The following is a 19,351-nucleotide window of genomic DNA, read 5'->3' on the forward strand; positions in this document are numbered from 1 at the left end:
GCATGGGACCTATGGCCCACCGGGGACGAACCGGATTTTGCCCAACGCCAGTAACGTGGAGAGGTGCAGAACGCCGCGATCCTCACCGTCGACGACGATCCCTCTGTCTCGCGTTCGGTGGCGCGCGACCTACGCCGCCGGTACGGCGACCGCTACCGCGTGATCCGGGCGGAGTCCGGGTCCACCGCGCTGGACGCGCTGCGGGAGATCAAGCTGCGCGGCGAGCAGGTCGCCGTGCTCCTGGCCGACTACCGGATGCCCGGGATGAACGGCATCGAGTTCCTCGAGGCCGCCATGGACGTCTTCCCGCTGGCCCGCCGCGTGCTGCTCACCGCGTACGCCGACACGGACGCGGCCATCAACGCGATCAACATCGTGGATCTCGACCACTACCTGCTCAAGCCGTGGAACCCGCCGGAGGAGAAGCTCTACCCGGTGCTGGACGCGCTGCTGGAGGCGTGGCTCACCACCCCCGCCGTGACGATGCCGGAGACCAAGGTCGTCGGGCACCGCTGGTCTGCGCGGTCGTTCGCGGTGCGCGACTTCCTGGCCCGCAACCTCGTGCCGTACCGCTGGCTGCGGGCGGACGAGGCCGAGGGCGCGCGGCTGCTCGCCGCGGCCGGCCTGGGCGAGGCCGACGTGCCGGTCGTGATCACCACGGACGGCAAGGCCCTGGCCCGGCCCACGGAGACCGACCTCGCCGCGCACGTCGGCATGGCCACCACCCCCGCCTCCGACCTCTACGACCTCGCCGTGATCGGCGGGGGCCCGGCCGGGCTCGGCGCGGCGGTGTACGGCGCGTCCGAGGGCCTGCGGACCCTGCTGGTGGAGCAGCGGGCGACCGGCGGCCAGGCCGGGCAGAGCAGCCGGATCGAGAACTACCTGGGCTTCCCGGACGGCGTCTCGGGCGCCCAGCTCACCGATCGTGCCCGCAGGCAGGCCCAGAAGTTCAACGCCGAGATGCTCACCACCCGCGAGGTCGTCGGCCTCGAACGGCAGGACCCGGTCACGCTGCTCCGGTTCTCCGACGACACGGCCGTCGCGGCGCACACGGTGGTGCTGGCCACGGGCGTGTCGTACCGCCTCCTGGACGCCCCCGGCCTCGCCGACCTGACCGGCCGAGGAGTCTTCTACGGCTCGGCCGCCATCGAGGCCCCGAACTGCTCCGGCGAGGAGATCTACATCGTCGGCGGGGCCAACTCCGCGGGCCAGGGGGCGGTGTACTTCTCCCGCTTCGCCCGGAAGGTGCACATCCTCATCCGGGGCGACGACCTCACCCGGTCGATGTCGCGCTATCTCATCGACCAGATCGAGGGGATCGCGAACATCGAGGTCCACCCGAACACCGAGGTCGTGGGCGGCGAGGGACGCGACCACCTGGAGCGGCTGACCCTGTGCGACCGGAGATCCGGCCGGGTCGCCACGGTGCCGACGTCGTGGCTGTTCGTCTTCATCGGCGCCGAGCCGCGCACCGACTGGCTCGGCGACGTGGTGGCCCGCGACGGCAACGGATACGTGCTGACCGGCTCCGACCTGCTCGCCGACGGACTCCGCCCGGCCGGGTGGGCGCCGTCCAGAGACCCCTATCACCTGGAGTCGAGCATGCCGGGCGTCTTCGCCGCCGGCGACGTGCGGGCCGGTTCGGTCAAGCGCGTCGCCTCGGCCGTGGGCGAGGGCGCGATGGCGGTCTCGCTCGTCCACCGCTACCTGGAGGGCCGATGACAGAGACGCCGACGACCGGGACGCCGACGACCGGGACGCCGACGACAGAGACACAGATGACAGAGACGCTGCCGCCGCGGGAACTGCGCACGCTGTTCCTCTTCGAGTCGCTGGACGACGGCCAGCTCTCCGCCCTGTCGTCGGCGGGCCGGGTGGAGACCCGCGCCGCCGGCACTCTCGTCTACGGCGAGGGCGAGCCCGCCACCTGCTTCTTCGTACTGCTCAGCGGCACGGTCGCGATGAGCAGGCGGGTGCAGGGCGACGAGGTCGAGGTGAGCCGCACCTCCCAGCGCGGTGTGTACGGCGGCGCCACCCAGGCGTACATCAGCGGCGAGCAGCACCAGCTCTACCTGAACTCGCTGCGCGCGGTCACCGACGCCGAGTTCTTCGTGCTGCCGGCCGAGGTGATCGCCGAGTGCGTGCGCGAGTGGTTCCCGATGGCGATGCACCTGCTGGAGGGGCTCTTCATCGGCATGCGCGCCACCCAGACGGTCGTGGGCGAGCGGGAGCGGCTGCTCGCGCTCGGCTCGCTGTCGGCCGGGCTGACGCACGAGCTGAACAACCCTGCTGCCGCCGCCGTGCGGGCCACGTCCGCGCTGCGCGGGCGGGTGGCGGGCATGCGGCAGAAGCTCGCCATGATCGCCGACGGGCGGCTGGACGGCAGCCAGCTGCACGATCTGGTGGAGCTCCAGGAGGACGCGGTCAAGCGCGCCGCGTCCGCCCCGGAGCTGTCCCCGCTGGCGCGCTCCGACGCCGAGGACGCCATCGCCGACTGGCTGGACGACCACGACATCGTCGGCGGCTGGGACCTCGCGGCCACCCTGGTGGCCGGGGGCGTCGACGTGGAGTGGCTCGACCAGATCGCCGGCGCGGTGGGCGAGGAGAACCGGGAGCCGGCGGTGCGGTGGCTCACCTACACCATCGACACCGAGCTGCTGATGGGCGAGATCGACGACGCGGTGAACCGGATCTCCAGCCTGGTCGGCGCGGCGAAGCAGTACTCCCAGCTCGACCGGGCCCCGTACCAGACGGTCGACGTGCACGACCTGCTCGACGCGACGCTGACCATGCTCCACGGCAAGATCCCGCAGGGCGTGCGCACGGTCAAGGAGTACGACCGGTCGCTGCCGCCGATCCCGGCGTACGCGGCGGAGCTGAACCAGGTGTGGACGAACCTGATCGACAACGCGCTCTGCGCGATGGACGGTGAGGGCACGCTCACCATCCGCACCTGGCGGAAGGACGGGCACCTGATCGCCGAGATCGGCGACACCGGGCCCGGCATCCCGCCGGAGGTCCGGCCCCGCATCTTCGAGCCGTTCTTCACCACCAAACCCGTCGGCGAGGGCACCGGCCTGGGCCTGGACATCTCCTATCGGATCGTCGTGAACAAGCACCACGGGGACATCAGGGTCGAGTCCACGCCCGGGGACACCCGGTTCCGGGTCGTCCTGCCCATCACCCAGGCGCCCCGGGACGACGGGCGGTAGGGGGCCGGACGCCCCGTACAGTGAGGGGCATGGGCATGGTCAGCACCGTCGGTCTCGTCCTGCATCCCGAGCGTGACTCGAAGGAGGCGATCGACACCATCGTCGAGTGGGCGCGCAACCGGGGCTGCCCGGTGCTGGGCCTGCCCGACGAGGTCGGGCGCATCGACTGCAGCGCGGTCGCGGTGGACGCCCAGACCCTGGTGCGGCAGGCCGACCTGCTGGTCAGCCTCGGCGGCGACGGCACGATGCTGCGCACCATGCGCCTGATCGCCGGGCGGCCGACGCCCGTCCTCGGCGTCAACCTGGGCCGGCTCGGCTTCCTCGCCGAGATCGACGTCGCGGACCTCGCGCCCGCGCTGTCGGCGATCGACGAGCACAGGTACACGGTCGAGCCGCGCATGGCGGTCCGGGCGGCCCTCCCCGACGGCCGGACCGTGACCGCCTTCAACGACATCGCCCTCGTCCGCATCCCCGGCGACGGGCTCGCCGCCGTGTCCGTCTCGGTCTACGGCGAGCCGTTCGTCCGGTACGCCGCCGACGCGGTGATCGTCTCCACCGCCACCGGGTCGACGGCGTACAGCTTCTCGGCCGGCGGACCGATCGTCTCCCCCACCGTCGAGGGCTTCATCGTCGTCCCGGCCGCGGCGCACACGGCGTTCAACCGGGCGCTCGTGCTGTCCGCCGACGAGGAGGTGACGCTCGACGTGCTCCCCACGAGCGGACAGCTCGCGATGGAGGTCGACGGCACGATCGGCGGCCACCTGTGCCCGGGCGACCGGCTCACCGTGACGGCGCTGCGCGCCGCGGCCCGCGTGGTGCGGCTCGGGACGACGACCTTCTACGACCGGGCCCGCCGCAAGCTCCGGGTGAACGGCAGCGCCGAGGTCGACTAGCGCAGTAGCCCTTCGATGTCGGCCAGCTCCTCCGGGGTGAGCGGCGGCGCGGCCAGGGCGGCGGCGTTCTGCTCGAACTGCTCCACCGAGCTGGCCCCGACCAGCACGGACGTGACCCGCCGGTCGCGCAGGATCCACGACAGCGCGAGCTGCGCGAGCGACTGGCCGCGCGCCTGGGCGATCTTGTCGAGGCCGCGCAGGGTGTCCAGCAGCCCGGGGGTGAGCCGGTCGCGGGTGAGGAAGTGGCCGATCGCCATCCGCGAGTCCGCAGGCACCTCACCGTCGAGGTAGCGCCCGGTCAGCAGGCCCTGCGCCAGCGGCGAGTAGGCGACGCAGCCCGCCCCGGACCGCTCCAGGACGTCGAGCAGCCCGTCTTCCACCCAGCGGTCGAGCATCGAGTAGCGCGGCTGGTGGATCAGGAGCGGGGTGCCGAGGTCGCGCAGCACGGCGGCGGCCCGCTCGGTCTCCTCCGCCGAGTAGTTCGAGATGCCCACGTAGAGCGCCTTGCCCGAGCGCACCGCCGTGTCGAGGGCGCCCATCGTCTCCTCGATCGGAGTGTCCGGGTCGGGGCGGTGGGAGTAGAACACGTCGACGTAGTCGAGGCCCATCCGGCTCAGCGACCGGTCGAGGCTCGCCAGCAGATACTTGCGCGACCCCCACTCGCCGTACGGGCCCGGCCACATGTCGTAGCCCGCCTTGGTCGAGACGAACAGCTCGTCGCGGTAGGGCCGGAAGTCGGCCCGCAGGTGGCGGCCGAAGTTCTCCTCCGCCGAGCCGTACGGCGGGCCGTAGTTGTTGGCCAGGTCGAAGTGGGTGACACCGAGGTCGAAGGCGCGGCGCAGGACGGCGCGCTGCACGTCGAACGCGTGCCCGTCGCCGAAGTTGTGCCACAGGCCGAGGGAGATCTCGGGAAGCAGCACGCCGCTCCTTCCGCTGCGCCGGTACGGCATGTCGTCGTACCGGGCGGGGGCGGGGACGTAGGGGTGCGGGATCATCCGTGACCTTTCGCTCGTGCGGCCGGGACCGGTCCTTCACCGGCGCCTTCTCCAGGACTACCAGGAAACCGCACGTGTCAACGGCCGCCCACCCCTGGGGGCCGCCCGCCCTAGATCGGGTCCCAGGGAACCGCCTCGTACACCTCGGACAGCGTCCGGGCGAAGTCGTCGTCCACGGGGAGGATGACGTCGCCGATCCGCCCGACGGGCGCGAGGCCGCGGGAGTTGGCCACGAAGACCGACCGGTACGCCGGCAGGTCGGCCAGCCGCACCGGCCCGTGCCGCGAGCCGATCCCGGCCGCCGGAAGGCGGTCCTCCAGCAGTGCCATGGTGACGCCGCCGAGGCTGGGCGCGTCGGGCCACAGGACGGACGAGCCGTCGAAGAAGCCGATGTTGGTGACGCCGCCCTCGGCGACGGTGCCGTCCGGACCGGTGAGCAGGACGTCGTCGAAGCCCTCGCGCTCGGCGACCTTCCGGTGGTAGAGCTGGCCGAACCCACCGACGTGCTTGACGTGCGCGACGGGCCGCTCGTACGGCACCGGCTTCAGGCTCTGCCACCCGGACGGCGGGGGCGCGGGCGGCAGCACGGCGACGAGAAGGCTCGCCGCGCCGCGGTCCTCCGGCCGGTAGGCCACCACCCGCACCGAGGCGTCGCGTGCGTCGTCGGCCAGAGCGTGCCGGACACGCTCGCGCACCAGGTCGCCGTCGAGGCCGGCGCCGAAGAGCTCACGGTTCGCGGCGTCGAGCCGGGCGAGATGCAGGCCGAGCCCCCGGGTGCGCCCGTTCCTGACCTGCAGGGCGGTGAAGTGGCCGTAGTTGACGAGTGCGGGATGCCATAGCGCCTCGGCCGTGGGTGGGCGGCCGTCGATCTCGACCCGGAGGAACACGATCTCCACGCTACAGGGCCGCCGCCGGCGGGGAAGGGGGCACCCTTCAGCGGACGCCCCGGGGGCGGAACTGCACGCTGATCCGGGCGCCGGTCACCGTGGCCGACTTCGGGACCGCGTGCTCCCAGGTGCGCTGGCAGCTTCCGCCCATGACGATGAGGTCGCCGTGGCCCAGTTCGTGGCGCAGCGCGGTGCCCCCGCCGCGCGGGCGCAGCAGCAGCGGGCGCGGCGTGCCGAACGACAGGATCGCGACCATCGTGTCCTCCGCGCTCCCCCGCCCGATGGTGTCGCCGTGCCAGGCGACGCTGTCCCGGCCGTCGCGGTAGAGGCACATGCCCGCCGTCACGAACCGCTCGCCGAGTTCCTGCTCGTAGTGGGCGTTGAGCAGGTCCCTGGCCTCGGCCAGCACCGGGTCGGGCAGCTCCTCGCCCTCGTCGTAGAACTTCAGCAGCCGGGGCACGTCCACGACCCTGTCGTACATGTGGACGCGCTCGGCGTGCCACGGGACCCCGTCGCGCAGCCGCTCGAAGAGCGCGTCGGCGCCCTGGACCCAGTGCCGCCGTACGTCGACCCAGGCGCCGCGCTCCAGCGGCGTGCGCCGCACCGAGGCGCCGAGCGGTCCCATATGAACATCTTCGCCCCAGTCCAGTAGTGAGGCCTGAAAAGCCGTCATGACTTCATTGTATTAGAACAACCATTCGATCATGATCGGCTCGCCCGCCACAGGGCGACCGCGAGCCAGACACCGCCGATCGCCAGCAGCAGGCCGTGAGCGATCCGTACGGCCGGCGAACCGAAGAACTGGGGGATGAACAGCACCATCCCCACGGCCATCAGGGCGCCGCTCCACCGGGGCAGGACCCCCGACCGTCCGGCGGCGACGGCCGCGAGGACGGCACCGGCGCCGAGCAGCACGAGTCCGGCCGCGAACATCGTGATCGCCACCGGACCGAAGCGGAACTCGTCCACCAGCGCCAGCAGCGTGACGTCACCGTCCCGCACCGCCCGCGCGCCGATGACGTGCAGCCCGAAGTCCTCCGCGCCGTAATACGGCAGGGTGAGCCCGGCCCCGATCCAGGTCACCACCGCCGCCCGCAGGGCGAGGGGCCGGTCGAGCACCAGGTAGAGGCCGAGAGCCCCCAGCGCGAGCAGGACGAACCCGACCATTCCGAACAGGTGGGCGGCGACCCAGGCAGGCGACGCCATCGTCGCGGCCCCGGACAGCGCCGTCTCGTCCCCGTACGGCCGGACCAGCGGATAGAGGAGGAACAGGACTCCGGCCACGAGAAAGGACAGCCCGGTCAACCGGGCACGAGCAGGCAGGACGGCGTTCATGGGGGGCTCCATCGGCAAGCAGAGTTTGAGACATCGCTCCGTTTCGAGAGCAATGCTCTCTCTTGCGACCGCCGATGTCAACAAATCCCACCGCTCCCACCTCCCGCTCCTCGACGCCGTACGGAAGGAACTGCGTCGGCAGACGGGACACAATGCGGACGAGAAGGAGATCGAGCGCCTCCTCCAGGCAGAGGTCCTTCGCGCCGATTTCCTCCTCCGAACAAAGGCGCCAGGACAAGCGGAGGACTGGGCGGATGGACCTGTTGCAGATCAAGTTCTGGGAGGCGGGCGACTACCGCCCGGGCACGAAGGGGGGAGAACGCCGGTGCAGTTGGGGCGGGTCGTCGTGCCCGTCACCGGCGGAGTTCACCGTCACCGATCGTGCAGGCGCCAACAACGGCGCCTGCGCGGCCCACGTCGTCGACTACATAAGGGACCGCCTCCGGCACGGCCGCTGACCGCGCCTTGTGATCAACCGGTGGGGGCGGAGTCCGCGACGATGGGGGCGAGGGCTGCGACGATATCGGCGGTCACCTCCTCCTGGGCGGTCAGGGCGGCGGCGAGGCCCTCGGGGTCGTCGGCGTCGAGCGTCATCGCGCACCCCCTCCGGATGGCTTCCAGGTCGACCGCCCCGCGCCTGGTGGCCCACCAGCGGCCGGCGTCCGACCGCCAGATGATCCAGCCGGTGTGGACCCGCGCGATGTCCTCCAACGTGGTCATGTCACCCATCTCCAACGGCTGCTCGCGGAAGTGGGCCAAGTCAAGCGCGTCCGCGAGGGCGGCGGTATCAGCCAGGGGACGTCCAATCACAGCCAGTAGCCGCGCGAACACGGAAACTCCCGTAGTGTCAGCGTGTCACGCCGACGCAGCGTGCACGCGGTCGCGCGAGAAGCGGTCATGCGAGGAGGGGTGCGACATGCCGGCCAGCCACCGTCATCCGCCGAATCGCCGGCTCGCATGGGAACGCCTGCAGCGCGGGTGGTCCTACGAGGAAGTGTGCGAACGCATCCGTACGGCCATGCGGTCGTGCGGGGAGAAGGACACGGGCCTGACGGCGAACACCGTCCGCCGGTGGGAGACCGGCGAGCGGTGGCCGGACCCGCGCTACCGCAAGCATCTCGTGACGATTTTCGGTATGTCCGCGAGCGAACTGGGACTGCTCACCCCCGACGAGATGGCCATGCGGCCGGTGACGGAGGTGGTGGACGAGATTGGGAGGCTGCTGAGCATGATCACCGCAGACGGCATCGACCGTTCCACGTTCCTGCGGAACCTCTTCGGCGCGGGCGTGCTCGCCCCGCTCCTCGGCGAGGGCGGAGAACGTCTCCCGGCGGCGGTGGAGCGCGGGCGCGGGGTCGACGCCGAGTCGGCCGAGGCGTTCGCCCGGGTCGTCGACCGGCAGGCCGCGCTCTACTGGACCTCGCCCCCGGAGGAGATCTTCCAGGCGTCGGTCGCCCACACCCGGCTCGGCACGAGCCTGCTGCGCGCCGCCCCGGAGGGAGCGGTGCGGCAGACGCTCGCCGAGGCGGCCGCGCGCTCGGCCCTGCTGTCCGGCCGGGTGGCCTTCTTCGATCTGGAGGAATGCCACACGGCCGCGCGGCTGTTCCGGCTGGCCCTGTCGGCGACGCGCGAGTGCGGAGACCATCCGCTCGCCGCCGCCGTGCTCGCCCACGCGGCGTTCGTCCCCGGCTTCGGCGGCCGCCGCTCCGACGCCCTCGGGTTACTCGACGCGGCGTTCGCGCACGCCTGGCACGGCGTCGGCCCGCTGACCAGGGCGTGGCTCCACTGCGTCGCCTCGGAGATCACCGCCCGGTGCGGTGAGCCCAAGGAGTGCATGCGGCACATCGACCGGGCCGACCAGATGATCGACACGAGGGGGGAAGACCCTCCCTGGCTGGACTTCTTCGAGCGCGCCCGGCTCGACGGCTTCGCCGGATACAGCGCGCTCACCGCCGGCCAGTACGAGGAGGCGGCCCGCCGGCTGCGTACGGCGCTCGACCACCTCGGCCCGAACGGCGGCAAACAGCGCTCGGTGCTGTTCGCCGACCTCGCCGCCGCGCACGCCCCGGCCGACGGCGACCAAGCCGCCGAGCACCTCAGGCGGGCCGTCGACGCGCTGGAGGAATACTGGTACGCGATCGGCCACGAGCGCGTCCTCGGGGTGCTGGACGCGCTGCCGCCCGCGGCGGCGACGCGGCGACTCGGCGAACGGCTGACGGACCTCTGCCGCGCCAGGCTCCCCGAGCTCACGATGTGACCATGGCCCGCGCCGGCCAGGATCAGCCGTCACCCCGAAAACCTTCGAGGCTCGTCGCCCGGCTGAGCTTCTCCCAGCGGTCCAGGTCGCCGCGGAGCATCTCGTGGTGGGCCCGGATGGCGTCCACCGCGTCGTCGCCGAGGGCGAGCCGCAGCGGAGGATCGTCGTGGCCGAGGACCTCGAGGATCGCCTGCGCGGCCCTGGCCGGATCTCCCGGCTGGGTGCCGTCCATCCCGTCCACGGAGGCCCTGGTCGCCCCCGTGGACACCCGGTAGGCGTCGATGGGCTCCGAGCGGTGCATGCGGTGTCCGCCGAACTCGGTGCGGAACGCGCCCGGTTCCACGATGAGCACCCGTACGCCGAAGGGCGCGACCTCGGCGGCGAGCGCCTCCGACAGCCCTTCCAGGGCGAACTTGGCGGCGCAGTAGGCGCCGAACCCCGGCATGCTGAGCTGCCCGCCCATCGAGCTCATCTGCACGATCGTCCCGCTCCCCTGCCGGCGCAGATGCGGCAGGACCTCCTTGGTCACGGCCGTCGCCCCGAAGAACATGACCTCCATCAGCGCGCGCAGGTCGCTCATCGACAGTTCCTCCACGGCTCCCACCGACCCATGACCGGCGTTGTTCACCACCACGTCGATCCGGCCGAAGGCGGACAGGGCGCCGGCCACCGCCGCGCCGATCGACGCCGCGTCAGTGACGTCCAGCCGGGCGACGCGCACACGGTCGCCACCCGTCTCCACCAGGCCCGCCAGCGTCTCGACGCGCCGGGCGGTCGCCACCACCCGGTCCCCCGCCGCCAGGGCGGCTTCGGCCAGCTCCCGGCCGAAACCCGCCGAGCATCCGGTGATCAGCCACACCCGTCCGGTCATGGTCCCACTCCTCGTGTCGTGATCAGTGGGACCACTCTGGGCCGCGCGGGACCGGCACGGCCAACACAGGTTCCCTGCAGCGGTTACAGTCAGAGCCTGTGACTCCCGAGCTGCGCCATCTGCGGTACTTCGTCGCCGTGGCCGAGCATCTGAGCTTCACCGTCGCCGCGCGGGAGCTGCACATCGCGCAGCAGTCGCTGTCGCAGCAGATCGCGGCGCTCGAACACACCCTCGGCGCACGCCTGTTCGACCGCGACACCCGCGGCACCCGCCTGACCGAGATCGGCCGGGTCTTCCTGCCCGAGGCACACGCGGTCCTGGACCGGGCCGACGCCGCGCTGCGGGCGGCCCGCCGCGCCGTGCGGGGGGAGACCGGCAGGCTCCGCCTGGCCTTCCTCGTCTCGACCGCGAACTACATGATGCCGCCGGTCGTCCGCGCGTTCCGGCAGCGGTACCCGGACGTCGAACTCAGCGCCGAGGCCGTCGGCATCGCCGACCTCGTGGCGGGCCTGCGCGAGGACCGGTACGACGCGGCGTTCACCCGTCCGCCGCTCGTGGACGATCTGGAGACCGAGGCGCTGGTCTCCGAGCCCGTCTGCGCGGTCCTGCCGACCGGCCACCCGCTCGCCGGACGGCCCGGGCTACGGCTCGCCGATCTGGCCGCCGAACCCTGGGTGCTCACCTCGCGCGGCTCCTGGCCGCCCTGGCACCGCAAGTACGACGACGACTTCCGCGCGGCCGGCTTCGAGCCCAGGGTGGTGCAGCGGGCCGACGGCGTGCCGAGCCTGCTCGGCCTGGTCGCGGCCGGAGTGGGCGTGACCAGGCTCGCCCGGTCGGCGCACAGCCTCAGGCGTACGGGTGTGGTGTTCGTGCCCCTGGCCGGCGACCGGGCCGAGACCGTCGTCGCCTGGTCCGCCACGCGTGACCGTCAGGTCGTCCGCAACCTCCGCGCCGTGGCCGCCGAACTGGCCTCTTCGATCGACCTCACCGAGGCGGGCTGAACCGTCAGTCGCCGTTGTGCTTGCGGACCAGGGCGGGTAACTCGTCGAGCGAGTCGACGTGGAACAGGCACGCCCGGGTCACCGCCTCGTCCCGGAGGACGTGACCCCAGGGGCCCCGCCGTACGAGGGCGGTGCGCAGCCCGGCCCGCTGGGCGGGCCGGATGTCGTTGTCGAGCCGGTCGCCCACATAGAGAACCGACTCCGCGGGGCAGCCGGCCTCCGCCACCACGCGCTCGAAGAAGGCCGGGGCGGGCTTCTCCACGCCCCAGCCGTCGGAGGTGCCGATCACGTCCACGGGCAGGCCGAGGGTACGCAGGATGCCTTCGGCGCGGGAGGTCTGGTTGCCGGCGAGCCCGACGCGCAACCCCATCTCCCGCAGCTCGGCGAGGCACGGCCGCGCGTCGGGGTAGAGGTTCTCCTCGCCGAACGTCTCGGCGTGCCCTTCCCGGGCCCGGCGCTCCCGCTCGGCGTGGAGGTCGAACCCCGGTTGGAAGTGCTGGAAGGTCTCCCGGTAGTCCCCGCCGCGGGCGATGACGGCGCCGAACACGGCGGAGAAGGTATGGCGTGGCACCCCGAGCCAGTCGGCCCAGGTGCCGTACTCCCGGGTCTCGTCCACGAGGGTCTCCCCGACGTCGAAGAAGACGGCCTCCAGCCGCATCGGCACCTCCAGTCACTCGCGTTTCGAGAACGATACGCGGACGCCGGGGCTTCACTGCCCTCGGACGAGAACCGGAAGCATCACAGGGCGCTGCGGGTGGTGGAGGACGCCGGCGGCTGGGTCCTGCACGAACTGCTTGGCGCCTGAGACCACCATGAGGTCGTCTGACCATTTACTTCGAGGAATCGACCAGATTAAATCTTTATTTCCGGATCGATGGTGGTCTGGGTCACAAGCAGTGGCGTGCCAGAGCGTACGAGGAGTGGTGCCCGGTGATGCTCGCACTGGTGAAGCGGATGGCCTGCGCTCTCGGCCGGGGATTCGTACGGCTCGGGCGATACTGGGCCGCCCAGTTCGGCGTCCCCGGCGCCGTACTGTGGTCACATGAGCCCGACCCGGTACGGGAGATGAGCGAGGCCGAGCACTGGGACTGGTCGATCCCCTACCTCTGGTACGAGGCCTCCCAACACTGACGCGGGCCGTTCCGGCGCGGCCGGTGGCCGGGCGCGGAAGCACCGCGGCAGGCGGTCAGGCGCGGTGGCCGCTGATCTCCGCCTGGTAGCGGATCTCTCCGAAGCCCGCACCGCCGTACCCCACGATGTCGACGGTGCCCGAGAGGTCGCCGCCGTCGTCGATCGTGATCGACATCTGCCCCGACACCGGGGCGTAGAGCCCCGCCGCCAGGCCGGATCCCGCCGTGAAGTTGTTGCCGAGCGTGGCGGCCACCCGTTCGTCCGGCCGTACGGTGACCGTCTGGCCGTCCGTCTCGACGTACGCCAGGTCGATGTGGGCGGCGGAGGCATCCGGATCGCACCCGGAGTTGCTGCCGAGCCGGATGGCGCCGGCCTCCGGCCGAGCCGCCGGGAAGCCCGAGACAAGGCAGACGTCCACGACGTTGACCTCGTTCGTCGTGCCGACCTCGGAGATCGTGTCCAGCACGCGCACCGTCCCCTCGCGCTCGAAGTCCGCCTGCCCGGCGGCGCCCGTGATCGTCACCTCGTAACTGCCACCCGCCAGGCTCGTCTCCCCGGTCTCCCCGGTCTCGCCGTCCTCGCTGTCGTCGTCCTCGCTGTCGTCGTCCTCGGGCGTCTCCGTCTCCGTGGTCTCCGATTCGCCGGTCGCCGGGGCCGTGATCTCGGGTAAGGCCACCGCGGACGCCGACGCGGCCGGTGACGCGCCGTGCTCCTCCGAGGAGCAGGAGGACAACACAAGGGTGAGGACGAGAGCGAGAGCCCCTCGGGCCGATGTCGCTCCTCCTCGTCCGTTCCGAGCACAGGTCATGACCGGGGCCTCCTCGTTCACACGTACCGTCCGACGGCCGGTCGGTCCTATCGGCCGGATCGGTCCTCCAGCATGCGGCGGCCGAGATCGGAGGACCCCTGATAAAGGCGGGTTGTCGCGCGCGCGGAGCCGGCGGGCCGCGCATCGGACTGTCCCGGGACCGCCGGAACCGAAAACCGGATTTATGGGGTGTCTCGCACGCCTGCCTCCCGCACCCTGAGACCTGATCGAGCCAGACGGCACCGTGAAGGGAGGGGTCACGGCCAAATGGCGAAGGAAGCGGACCCGGGTCAGGCTGGAGAGGCCCACGAGGTCATCACCTGTGAGAAGGCCCGGCGAGCCGGCGTGGCCGACGGAGAGAAGAAGGCGTACTACAAGATCTTCATCGAGGACCCCGCGTTCGAGCCTCCCGCCGTTCAGCGCATCTACAAGCAGTTCGACTTTCGGCAGTCGGAGCTTCTGAACGAGCGGGCGAAGGCGCTGGGGCTGATCGAACGGCAGGCGCAGGGCGCGCTGGTGACCCTGAGCCAGCAGGTCAGCGAGGTTCAGGCGATCAGCGCCGGCCTCAACCCCGACATCCTCGCGTTGGAACGCGCCAGCGTGCCCCACCGAGGCGAGTCGTGGGACGAGGTGAGGTTCCTGACGCCGGAGGAAGCCGTCCGGATGCGGCTGGAGCAGAAGATCCGGAAGCACAACGCGGACATCGAGGGTCACGTGACCCTGCTGACCACCGCGGACAACAACTGGCTGCAGACCTGGTCGCGATACCAGGAGGAGGCACGCAAGGCGCTGCACGCGGCCGAGACCTTGGTCAGCTGCTATCTGGGCGGTCTCCTGAGCACCCACGAGAACGCCGGTGAGATCGCCCGGAGGTGGCGGCCCCGGCGGTTCGAACTGCGCGACGACTGGTTCGAGGACCCGCGGGCCCGGCTCCGGGCCGCGATCCCGAGAGGCGTCCGCGACACCGCCGACCAGGCCTGGGAGCAGTGGCTCGACCTGTGGCGGCGTGACATGAACCCCCGCTCGATCGAGAGCGGCGACCACCACCACCCGGATCGGTGAGCACCATGAACACTCGTCCCCGGCGCGCCCGCGCGGCACTCGCGGCGCTCGCCCTCGTCACCCTGCCGGCCGCGGGCTGTTCCTCCGGCGACAGGCAGACGGCGTCCTGCGGCGTCGTCATGGACATCACCGGATTCCGCGGCTACCAGGTCTCGAAGTCCATCGTCGACCGGAACCTGCCCGGGTTCCTGGACGGCTGCGGATGGGTGGCCTACGCCGCGATCACCGGAAACTCCGAGGGCTCGCCGTGCCAGGAGGCGCCCATCCCGCTCTACGCCGACACGAAGAACGAACTCACCGACAAGAGAGTCCACCAGAAGCTGCTCCAGGAGGCCGCGGCACGCGCCGAACGCCTGCGGACCTGCGGCCAGGACGACGCCAAGGGGTCCGACGTCCTGGGCGGGCTCCGCGTGATGGCCCACCGCCTGGCCGCCGCGCCCGACTCCGGCGGGGGACGCAGGATCGCCGTGTTCAGCGACCTGATGAGCAACACGGGGGGTCTCGACCTGAGCGCGTGCGACGTCGGCGGCGAGTCGGCCCGTACGAGCATCGTGACCGGGTTGAAGGCCAAGGAGCTGATCGCCGATCTCGGGGGCTCGGCGATCGACGTCTACGGCTTCAACCTGCTGTCCGAGCGCCGGCCGGAATGCGTCCCCCCGCTCGAGTCCCTGTGGAAATCGATCTTCGCCACGGCCGGCGTCGGCGCGTCGAGCCTGACCATCCACTAGCGATCCCCGCTCCCCGGAGGAGTCTCCATGGCCGTGAAATCTCTCACCCTCACCCGACAGGACGTGCATGACATGACCGTTCCCCCTACCTGGTGGCGGCCCGCCCGGGTCCGGCTGCCCGACTGGGCCGCGCTGCGGAGCCGGGCGGAGTCCAGGGGCGCGACGGACGCCGGAAGCAAGGCTCTCGACACGGTCACGATCAAGACGCAGGGCTTCGAACCGCAGCATCTTCTCGTCCTCGACGCCGAGCGGCAGCTGGCCCTCGAAGATCTCAACGCGCAGTTCCAGGAGCAGGAGCTGGCCGCACGGTCCGCGCAGGCGGCCCACGTGAAGCGCTCCGAGGCCGTCAGGGAGCAGTACGTCCGCGACCGCACCGCCTACGAGATGGCGCTCGGGCGGGTGGAACGCCTGGAGCTCGGGCCGTCCCAGTGGGTGGGAGACGGCAGGCCCAGCTCGATCGCGCTTGGCGGGGGCTGGCGGGAGATGCTCCGCCTGTGGGGGGTGCCGGCGCTCCTGCTGCTCGTGCTGCTCACCATCGAGGTCCCCATCTACTACGCGACCTTCCTCGCCTGGGGCGACACGACGATCATGACGTACGCGCTGGCGGTGGGCGCGATCTTCGTCTTCGTCTTCGGACCGCACATGTACGGCCGCAGCTTCCGCGAGTGGCAGGAACACCGCGGGCGGCGCAGGCACCGGGCCGAGGACGACGAGGAGGGAGAAGACGGCCGTGGACGCCGGCGCGGCCTCGCCGGCCGTCCCGTCGTCCTGTTCCTCATCCCGGTGATCTGGCTCTCCGCCATCGGCGCGGTCGTGTCGCTCCGGCTGGTGGCGATCGCCGGTACCACCGAGATCACGCTGTCGGGTACGACCATCACGATCCCTCCTGCGACCGAGGGCTGGAAGCTGGTCGCCACCGTCGTCCTGTTCCTGGCCCTGATGATCTTCACGGCGCTGATCGCCACCGAGCTGGGCCGCCGTACGGGCAACCCGAACGACCGGGATCTGAAGGAGCAGCGGATGAAGCTGCAGCGCGCCGCGCAGGCCCTGGAGATCGCGCAGGCACGTCAGGAGGAGTCCGACAGGTACGGTGCCGAGCTCGGCGACTACCTGGCGACCCTCAAGCAGAAGCGGGACATGTACACGGCGCAGATCGACGGCGGCTTCGACCACGTGGAGACCATCTACATGGACGCGCTCATCGGCGCGCTCGACGACCCGGACGCCTCACGGTACGGGCCGGCGATCCTCGACCGGCACCAGCGCCGTCATTACACCCAGGCGGATTCCTGAAGGACGTCAGATGAGTGTGAACCTCTCGAAGGGCGCCGACGCCCCGATCCGCGACCTGACCAGGATCCTCGTCGGTCTCGGCTGGAAGGCCGCGGGCGAGGACGCCGACCTCGACGCCTCGGCGCTGCTGGTGAGCGGAGTCGGCCGGGTGCTGAGCGACAAGCACTTCGTCTTCTACCACAACCTGACGAGCCCGGACGGCTCGGTCGAGCACACCGGCGACGACCGGACCGGATCGAGCGGCGGAGACTGCGAGGTCATCCGGGTCGACCTCGCGGAGGTCCCCGGCCGCTGCGCGCGGATCGTCTTCGCCGTGTCGGTCTACGAGGGCGAGGTCCGTGGCCAGACCTTCGGCCAGGTGCGCGACGCGTACATCCGGGTGGTCGACGAGACGACCTCCGCCGAGCTGATCCGCTACGACCTCACCGAGGAGGCGTCGGCGTACCCCGCCGTGGTCTTCGGTGAGCTCTTCCTGCACAGCACGGGGTGGCGCTTCCGGGCGATCGGCGAGGGCTACAGCGGTGGGCTTCGCGCCATCGCGACCGTCTTCGGTGTGGACGTGGCCTCGTGATCCTCCACATCTTCCGCTGGCCGTTCGGCGTGACGGCGTCCGGCCTGCTGGTCGCGCTCGTGCTCGGCGGGCCGAAGGCGTTCGTGCTGGTGGCCGTCCTGGCGATCCTGGAGATCTCGCTGTCGTTCGACAACGCGGTGGTGAACGCGCGGGTGATCGAACGGATGAGCCCGCTCTGGCAGCGGATGTTCCTCACGGCCGGCATCGTGATCGCGGTGTTCGGGATGCGCCTCGCGTTCCCGCTGCTGGTCGTCGGGATCACCGCCCGGATGAGCCCGGGCGAGGCGATCGGGCTGGCGCTGAACGACGCCGCCCAGTACGGCAGGCGCCTGCACGAGGCGCACCCGCTCATCGCGGCGTTCGGCGGCGTGTTCCTCCTCATGATCTTCCTGGACTTCATCTTCGAGGAGCGCGAGTTCGCGTGGCTGGCCTGGCTGGAGCGGCCGCTCGCGAAGATCGGCAAGCTCGACCAGCTGTCCGTCGTGGTCGCCCTGGTCGTGCTGGTCGCGACCACCACCTACCTCGCCCCGGAACCCGGGCCGGCGCTCGCCGCCGGAGCTCTGGGAATCGTCACGTACCTGCTGGTCAACAGCCTGGGGAAGCTGTTCGAGGCGGAACAGCGGGAGGAGGACCCGCGGCGGCGGCCGGGCCCGGCCGCCGCCGCGGGCCGGGCCGGCCTGTCCCTCTTCCTCTACCTGGAGGTGCTGGACGCCTCGTTCTCCTTCGACGGGGTCGTGGGCGCCTTCGCGATCAGCGACGACCTCCTGGTCATCGCCCTCGGCCTGGGGATCGGCGCGATGTACATCCGCTCCCTCACGATCTTCCTGGTCCGCCGGGGCACGCTGGACGAGTACGTCTACCTGGAGCACGGCGCCCACTGGGCGATCGGGGCGCTGGCCGCGATCATGCTGATCGGCCTCGGCCGTTCCGTGCCGGAGATCGTCACCGGCCTGGTCGGGCTCGCCTTCATCGGTACGGCGATGGCGTCCTCGGCCCTGCGCAACCGGCGCGAGAACGCCGTCCTGAGGAACGTCACGCACAGTTGACATCCTCCCCTCCCTGAAGGGAGGGGATTCCAACCCTCACAGGTTGGTCTTCCTGTTTCACTGCCGGTCGCCTCGTCTGAGAGGGCTCTCGTTGAGGTCTTACACCAGCTCCACAGGCGTTTCACCTCTCCGCCAGCCCGGCGGCGAGGATGTTCCTGGCGGCGTTGACGTCCCGGTCGTGGACCGCGCCGCAGGCGCACTCCCAGGTCCGGACGTGCAACGGCATCACGTCTTGCAGGGTCCCGCAGGCCGAGCACAGCTTCGAGCTGGGAAACCAGCGGTCGATCACCACGAGTTCCCGCCCGTACCACCGGGCTTTGTACTCCAGCATCGAGCGCAGCTCCCGCCAGGAGGCGCCGGAGATGGCGCGGGCGAGGCAGTGGTTCTTGACCATGGCGCGGACGGTCAGGTCCTCGATCACGACCGTTTGGTTCTCACGGACGAGCGAGGTGGTCAGCTTGTGCAGGTGGTCCCGGCGCCGGTCGGCGATCCGCACGTACAGGCGGGCGACCTTCACCCTGGCCTTGGCCCGGTTCGCGCTGCCCTTGGCTTTGCGGGCGAGCGCACGCTGAGCCCTGGCCAGCGCGCGCCGGTCGACCCGCTCATACCGGGGGTTGGGGATCTTCTCACCGGTCGACAGGGTGACCAGGGCGGTGATCCCCGCATCCACACCGACCGTCTTCCCACAAGGATCGAGGGGGCGGATCGTCTCCTCCACCAGAAGGGACACGAACCATCGCCCGGCCGCGTCCTTGCTCACCGTCACCGTGGACGGCTCCGCCCCCTCCGGGAGCGGACGCGACCACACGATGTCCAGCGGAGCGTCCATCTTCGCCAGCGTGAGCTGCCCGTCGCGGTAGCGGAACGCCGAGCGGGTGTATTCGGCCGACGCCCGCGACTTCTTCCGCGACTTGAAGGTGGGGTACTTGGCCCGCTTGGCGAAGAAGTTCGCGAACGCCGCCTGCAGGCGCCGCAGCACCTGCTGCAACGGTACGGAGGACACCTCGGCCAGGAACGCCAGCTCTTCGGTGCGCTTCCACGCCGTCAGCGCGGCCGAGGACTCCGCATAAGAGACTCGGCGGCCTTCAAGGGTGTAGGCGCGGGTGCGTACTTCAAGCGCCTTGTTGTACACCAGGCGCACACACCCGAACGTCCGGGCAAGCTCAGACGCCTGCTCGGGAGTGGGATAGAAGCGGTACTTGTAAGCCCGCTTCACCGTCTGCGCCACGCCGCACATCATGCCACCCGATCAGCTGACGAT

General features: G+C 71.1%; 20 protein-coding genes and 1 pseudogene. 12 read left to right on the forward strand and 9 right to left on the reverse strand.

Annotation, left to right across the window (positions count from 1 at the left end; all coding sequences use genetic code 11):
* The first annotated feature begins 63 nt into the window (after positions 1-63).
* The 3 genes from F5972_RS21425 to F5972_RS21435 are packed head-to-tail and all read left to right on the forward strand — an operon-like array spanning position 64 to position 4,105.
* Complete coding sequence (locus F5972_RS21425; protein WP_150935358.1) at positions 64-1,722, forward strand: FAD-dependent oxidoreductase; 1,659 nt, start codon at positions 64-66, stop codon at positions 1,720-1,722.
* The gene (locus F5972_RS21430) at positions 1,719-3,212 is read left to right on the forward strand and encodes an ATP-binding protein (RefSeq protein ID WP_225311709.1); all 1,494 of its coding nucleotides are present in this window, start codon (positions 1,719-1,721) and stop codon (positions 3,210-3,212) included. Before F5972_RS21425 ends, F5972_RS21430 begins: the two co-directional genes overlap by 4 nt.
* Before the next feature lie 29 nt (positions 3,213-3,241).
* Positions 3,242-4,105, forward strand: coding sequence for an NAD(+)/NADH kinase (locus F5972_RS21435; protein WP_191910251.1), 864 nt, complete (start codon positions 3,242-3,244; stop codon positions 4,103-4,105).
* Here F5972_RS21435 and mgrA read toward each other — a convergent pair.
* From mgrA to F5972_RS21455, 4 genes are all read right to left on the reverse strand, one after another.
* The gene (gene mgrA / locus F5972_RS21440; RefSeq protein WP_150935359.1) at positions 4,102-5,100 is read right to left on the reverse strand and encodes an L-glyceraldehyde 3-phosphate reductase; all 999 of its coding nucleotides are present in this window, start codon (positions 5,098-5,100) and stop codon (positions 4,102-4,104) included. The two genes, F5972_RS21435 and mgrA, sit on opposite strands and share 4 nt — an antisense overlap.
* Before the next feature lie 110 nt (positions 5,101-5,210).
* Positions 5,211-5,987: an aminotransferase class IV gene (locus F5972_RS21445; protein ID WP_225311710.1), complete on the reverse strand. Its 777-nt coding sequence runs from the start codon at positions 5,985-5,987 to the stop codon at positions 5,211-5,213.
* Between the two features lie 46 nt (positions 5,988-6,033).
* Positions 6,034-6,660, reverse strand: coding sequence for an alpha-ketoglutarate-dependent dioxygenase AlkB (locus F5972_RS21450; RefSeq protein ID WP_150935361.1), 627 nt, complete (start codon positions 6,658-6,660; stop codon positions 6,034-6,036).
* A 29-nt stretch (positions 6,661-6,689) separates the two neighbouring features.
* Positions 6,690-7,322, reverse strand: coding sequence for a hypothetical protein (locus F5972_RS21455; RefSeq protein ID WP_150935362.1), 633 nt, complete (start codon positions 7,320-7,322; stop codon positions 6,690-6,692).
* A 254-nt stretch (positions 7,323-7,576) separates the two neighbouring features.
* On the opposite strand from F5972_RS21455, the gene F5972_RS21460 reads away from it, so the two are divergent.
* Positions 7,577-7,780: a hypothetical protein gene (locus F5972_RS21460; RefSeq protein ID WP_150935363.1), complete on the forward strand. Its 204-nt coding sequence runs from the start codon at positions 7,577-7,579 to the stop codon at positions 7,778-7,780.
* A gap of 13 nt (positions 7,781-7,793) precedes the next feature.
* Here F5972_RS21460 and F5972_RS21465 read toward each other — a convergent pair whose 3' ends face one another.
* Positions 7,794-8,042, reverse strand: coding sequence for a hypothetical protein (locus F5972_RS21465; protein ID WP_150935364.1), 249 nt, complete (start codon positions 8,040-8,042; stop codon positions 7,794-7,796).
* Between the two features lie 196 nt (positions 8,043-8,238).
* Between F5972_RS21465 and F5972_RS21470 the strand changes: the two genes are divergently transcribed.
* Entirely contained in the window at positions 8,239-9,579 is a 1,341-nt protein-coding gene (locus tag F5972_RS21470; protein WP_150935365.1) for a helix-turn-helix domain-containing protein, read from the forward strand.
* A 22-nt stretch (positions 9,580-9,601) separates the two neighbouring features.
* On the opposite strand, the gene F5972_RS21475 is transcribed toward F5972_RS21470, so the two are convergent.
* On the reverse strand, positions 9,602-10,450 hold the full coding sequence (locus F5972_RS21475) for an oxidoreductase (protein ID WP_150935366.1): 849 nt from the start codon (positions 10,448-10,450) through the stop codon (positions 9,602-9,604).
* A 98-nt stretch (positions 10,451-10,548) separates the two neighbouring features.
* Here F5972_RS21475 and F5972_RS21480 point away from each other — a divergent pair, with 98 nt between their 5' ends.
* Positions 10,549-11,451: a LysR family transcriptional regulator gene (locus F5972_RS21480; RefSeq protein WP_150935367.1), complete on the forward strand. Its 903-nt coding sequence runs from the start codon at positions 10,549-10,551 to the stop codon at positions 11,449-11,451.
* 4 nt (positions 11,452-11,455) lie between these two features.
* Here the strand turns inward: F5972_RS21480 and F5972_RS21485 are convergent, their stop codons facing one another.
* Positions 11,456-12,109 (reverse strand): HAD family hydrolase, encoded by a 654-nt coding sequence (locus tag F5972_RS21485; RefSeq protein WP_150935368.1) that lies wholly within the window; start codon positions 12,107-12,109, stop codon positions 11,456-11,458.
* A 275-nt stretch (positions 12,110-12,384) separates the two neighbouring features.
* Between F5972_RS21485 and F5972_RS21490 the strand changes: the two genes are divergently transcribed.
* Entirely contained in the window at positions 12,385-12,582 is a 198-nt protein-coding gene (locus tag F5972_RS21490; protein ID WP_150935369.1) for a hypothetical protein, read from the forward strand.
* 55 nt (positions 12,583-12,637) lie between these two features.
* On the opposite strand, the gene F5972_RS21495 is transcribed toward F5972_RS21490, so the two are convergent.
* Complete coding sequence (locus tag F5972_RS21495; protein ID WP_150935370.1) at positions 12,638-13,258, reverse strand: hypothetical protein; 621 nt, start codon at positions 13,256-13,258, stop codon at positions 12,638-12,640.
* A gap of 399 nt (positions 13,259-13,657) precedes the next feature.
* On the opposite strand from F5972_RS21495, the gene F5972_RS21500 reads away from it, so the two are divergent.
* Genes F5972_RS21500 through F5972_RS21520 form a run of 5 tightly spaced genes read left to right on the forward strand, consistent with a single transcriptional unit; the run spans position 13,658 to position 18,090 of the window.
* A complete protein-coding gene (locus F5972_RS21500; protein WP_150935371.1) occupies positions 13,658-14,452 on the forward strand; it encodes a hypothetical protein in 795 nt (264 codons plus the stop codon).
* Between the two features lie 5 nt (positions 14,453-14,457).
* Entirely contained in the window at positions 14,458-15,180 is a 723-nt protein-coding gene (locus tag F5972_RS21505) for a hypothetical protein (protein ID WP_150935372.1), read from the forward strand.
* Between the two features lie 27 nt (positions 15,181-15,207).
* Complete coding sequence (locus tag F5972_RS21510) at positions 15,208-16,473, forward strand: hypothetical protein (RefSeq protein ID WP_150935373.1); 1,266 nt, start codon at positions 15,208-15,210, stop codon at positions 16,471-16,473.
* A gap of 10 nt (positions 16,474-16,483) precedes the next feature.
* Positions 16,484-17,044: a TerD family protein gene (locus tag F5972_RS21515; protein WP_150935374.1), complete on the forward strand. Its 561-nt coding sequence runs from the start codon at positions 16,484-16,486 to the stop codon at positions 17,042-17,044.
* Positions 17,041-18,090, forward strand: a complete 1,050-nt coding sequence (locus tag F5972_RS21520) for a DUF475 domain-containing protein (protein WP_150935375.1) — start codon at positions 17,041-17,043, stop codon at positions 18,088-18,090. Before F5972_RS21515 ends, F5972_RS21520 begins: the two co-directional genes overlap by 4 nt.
* Here the strand turns inward: F5972_RS21520 and F5972_RS21525 are convergent.
* Positions 18,077-19,327 (reverse strand): annotated as a pseudogene (locus tag F5972_RS21525) (RNA-guided endonuclease InsQ/TnpB family protein). The gene F5972_RS21520 and the pseudogene F5972_RS21525 overlap by 14 nt on opposite strands.
* Positions 19,328-19,351: the final 24 nt, after the last annotated feature.

This window comes from Microbispora cellulosiformans, assembly GCF_008728085.1.
Taxonomy (GTDB): domain Bacteria; phylum Actinomycetota; class Actinomycetes; order Streptosporangiales; family Streptosporangiaceae; genus Microbispora; species Microbispora amethystogenes.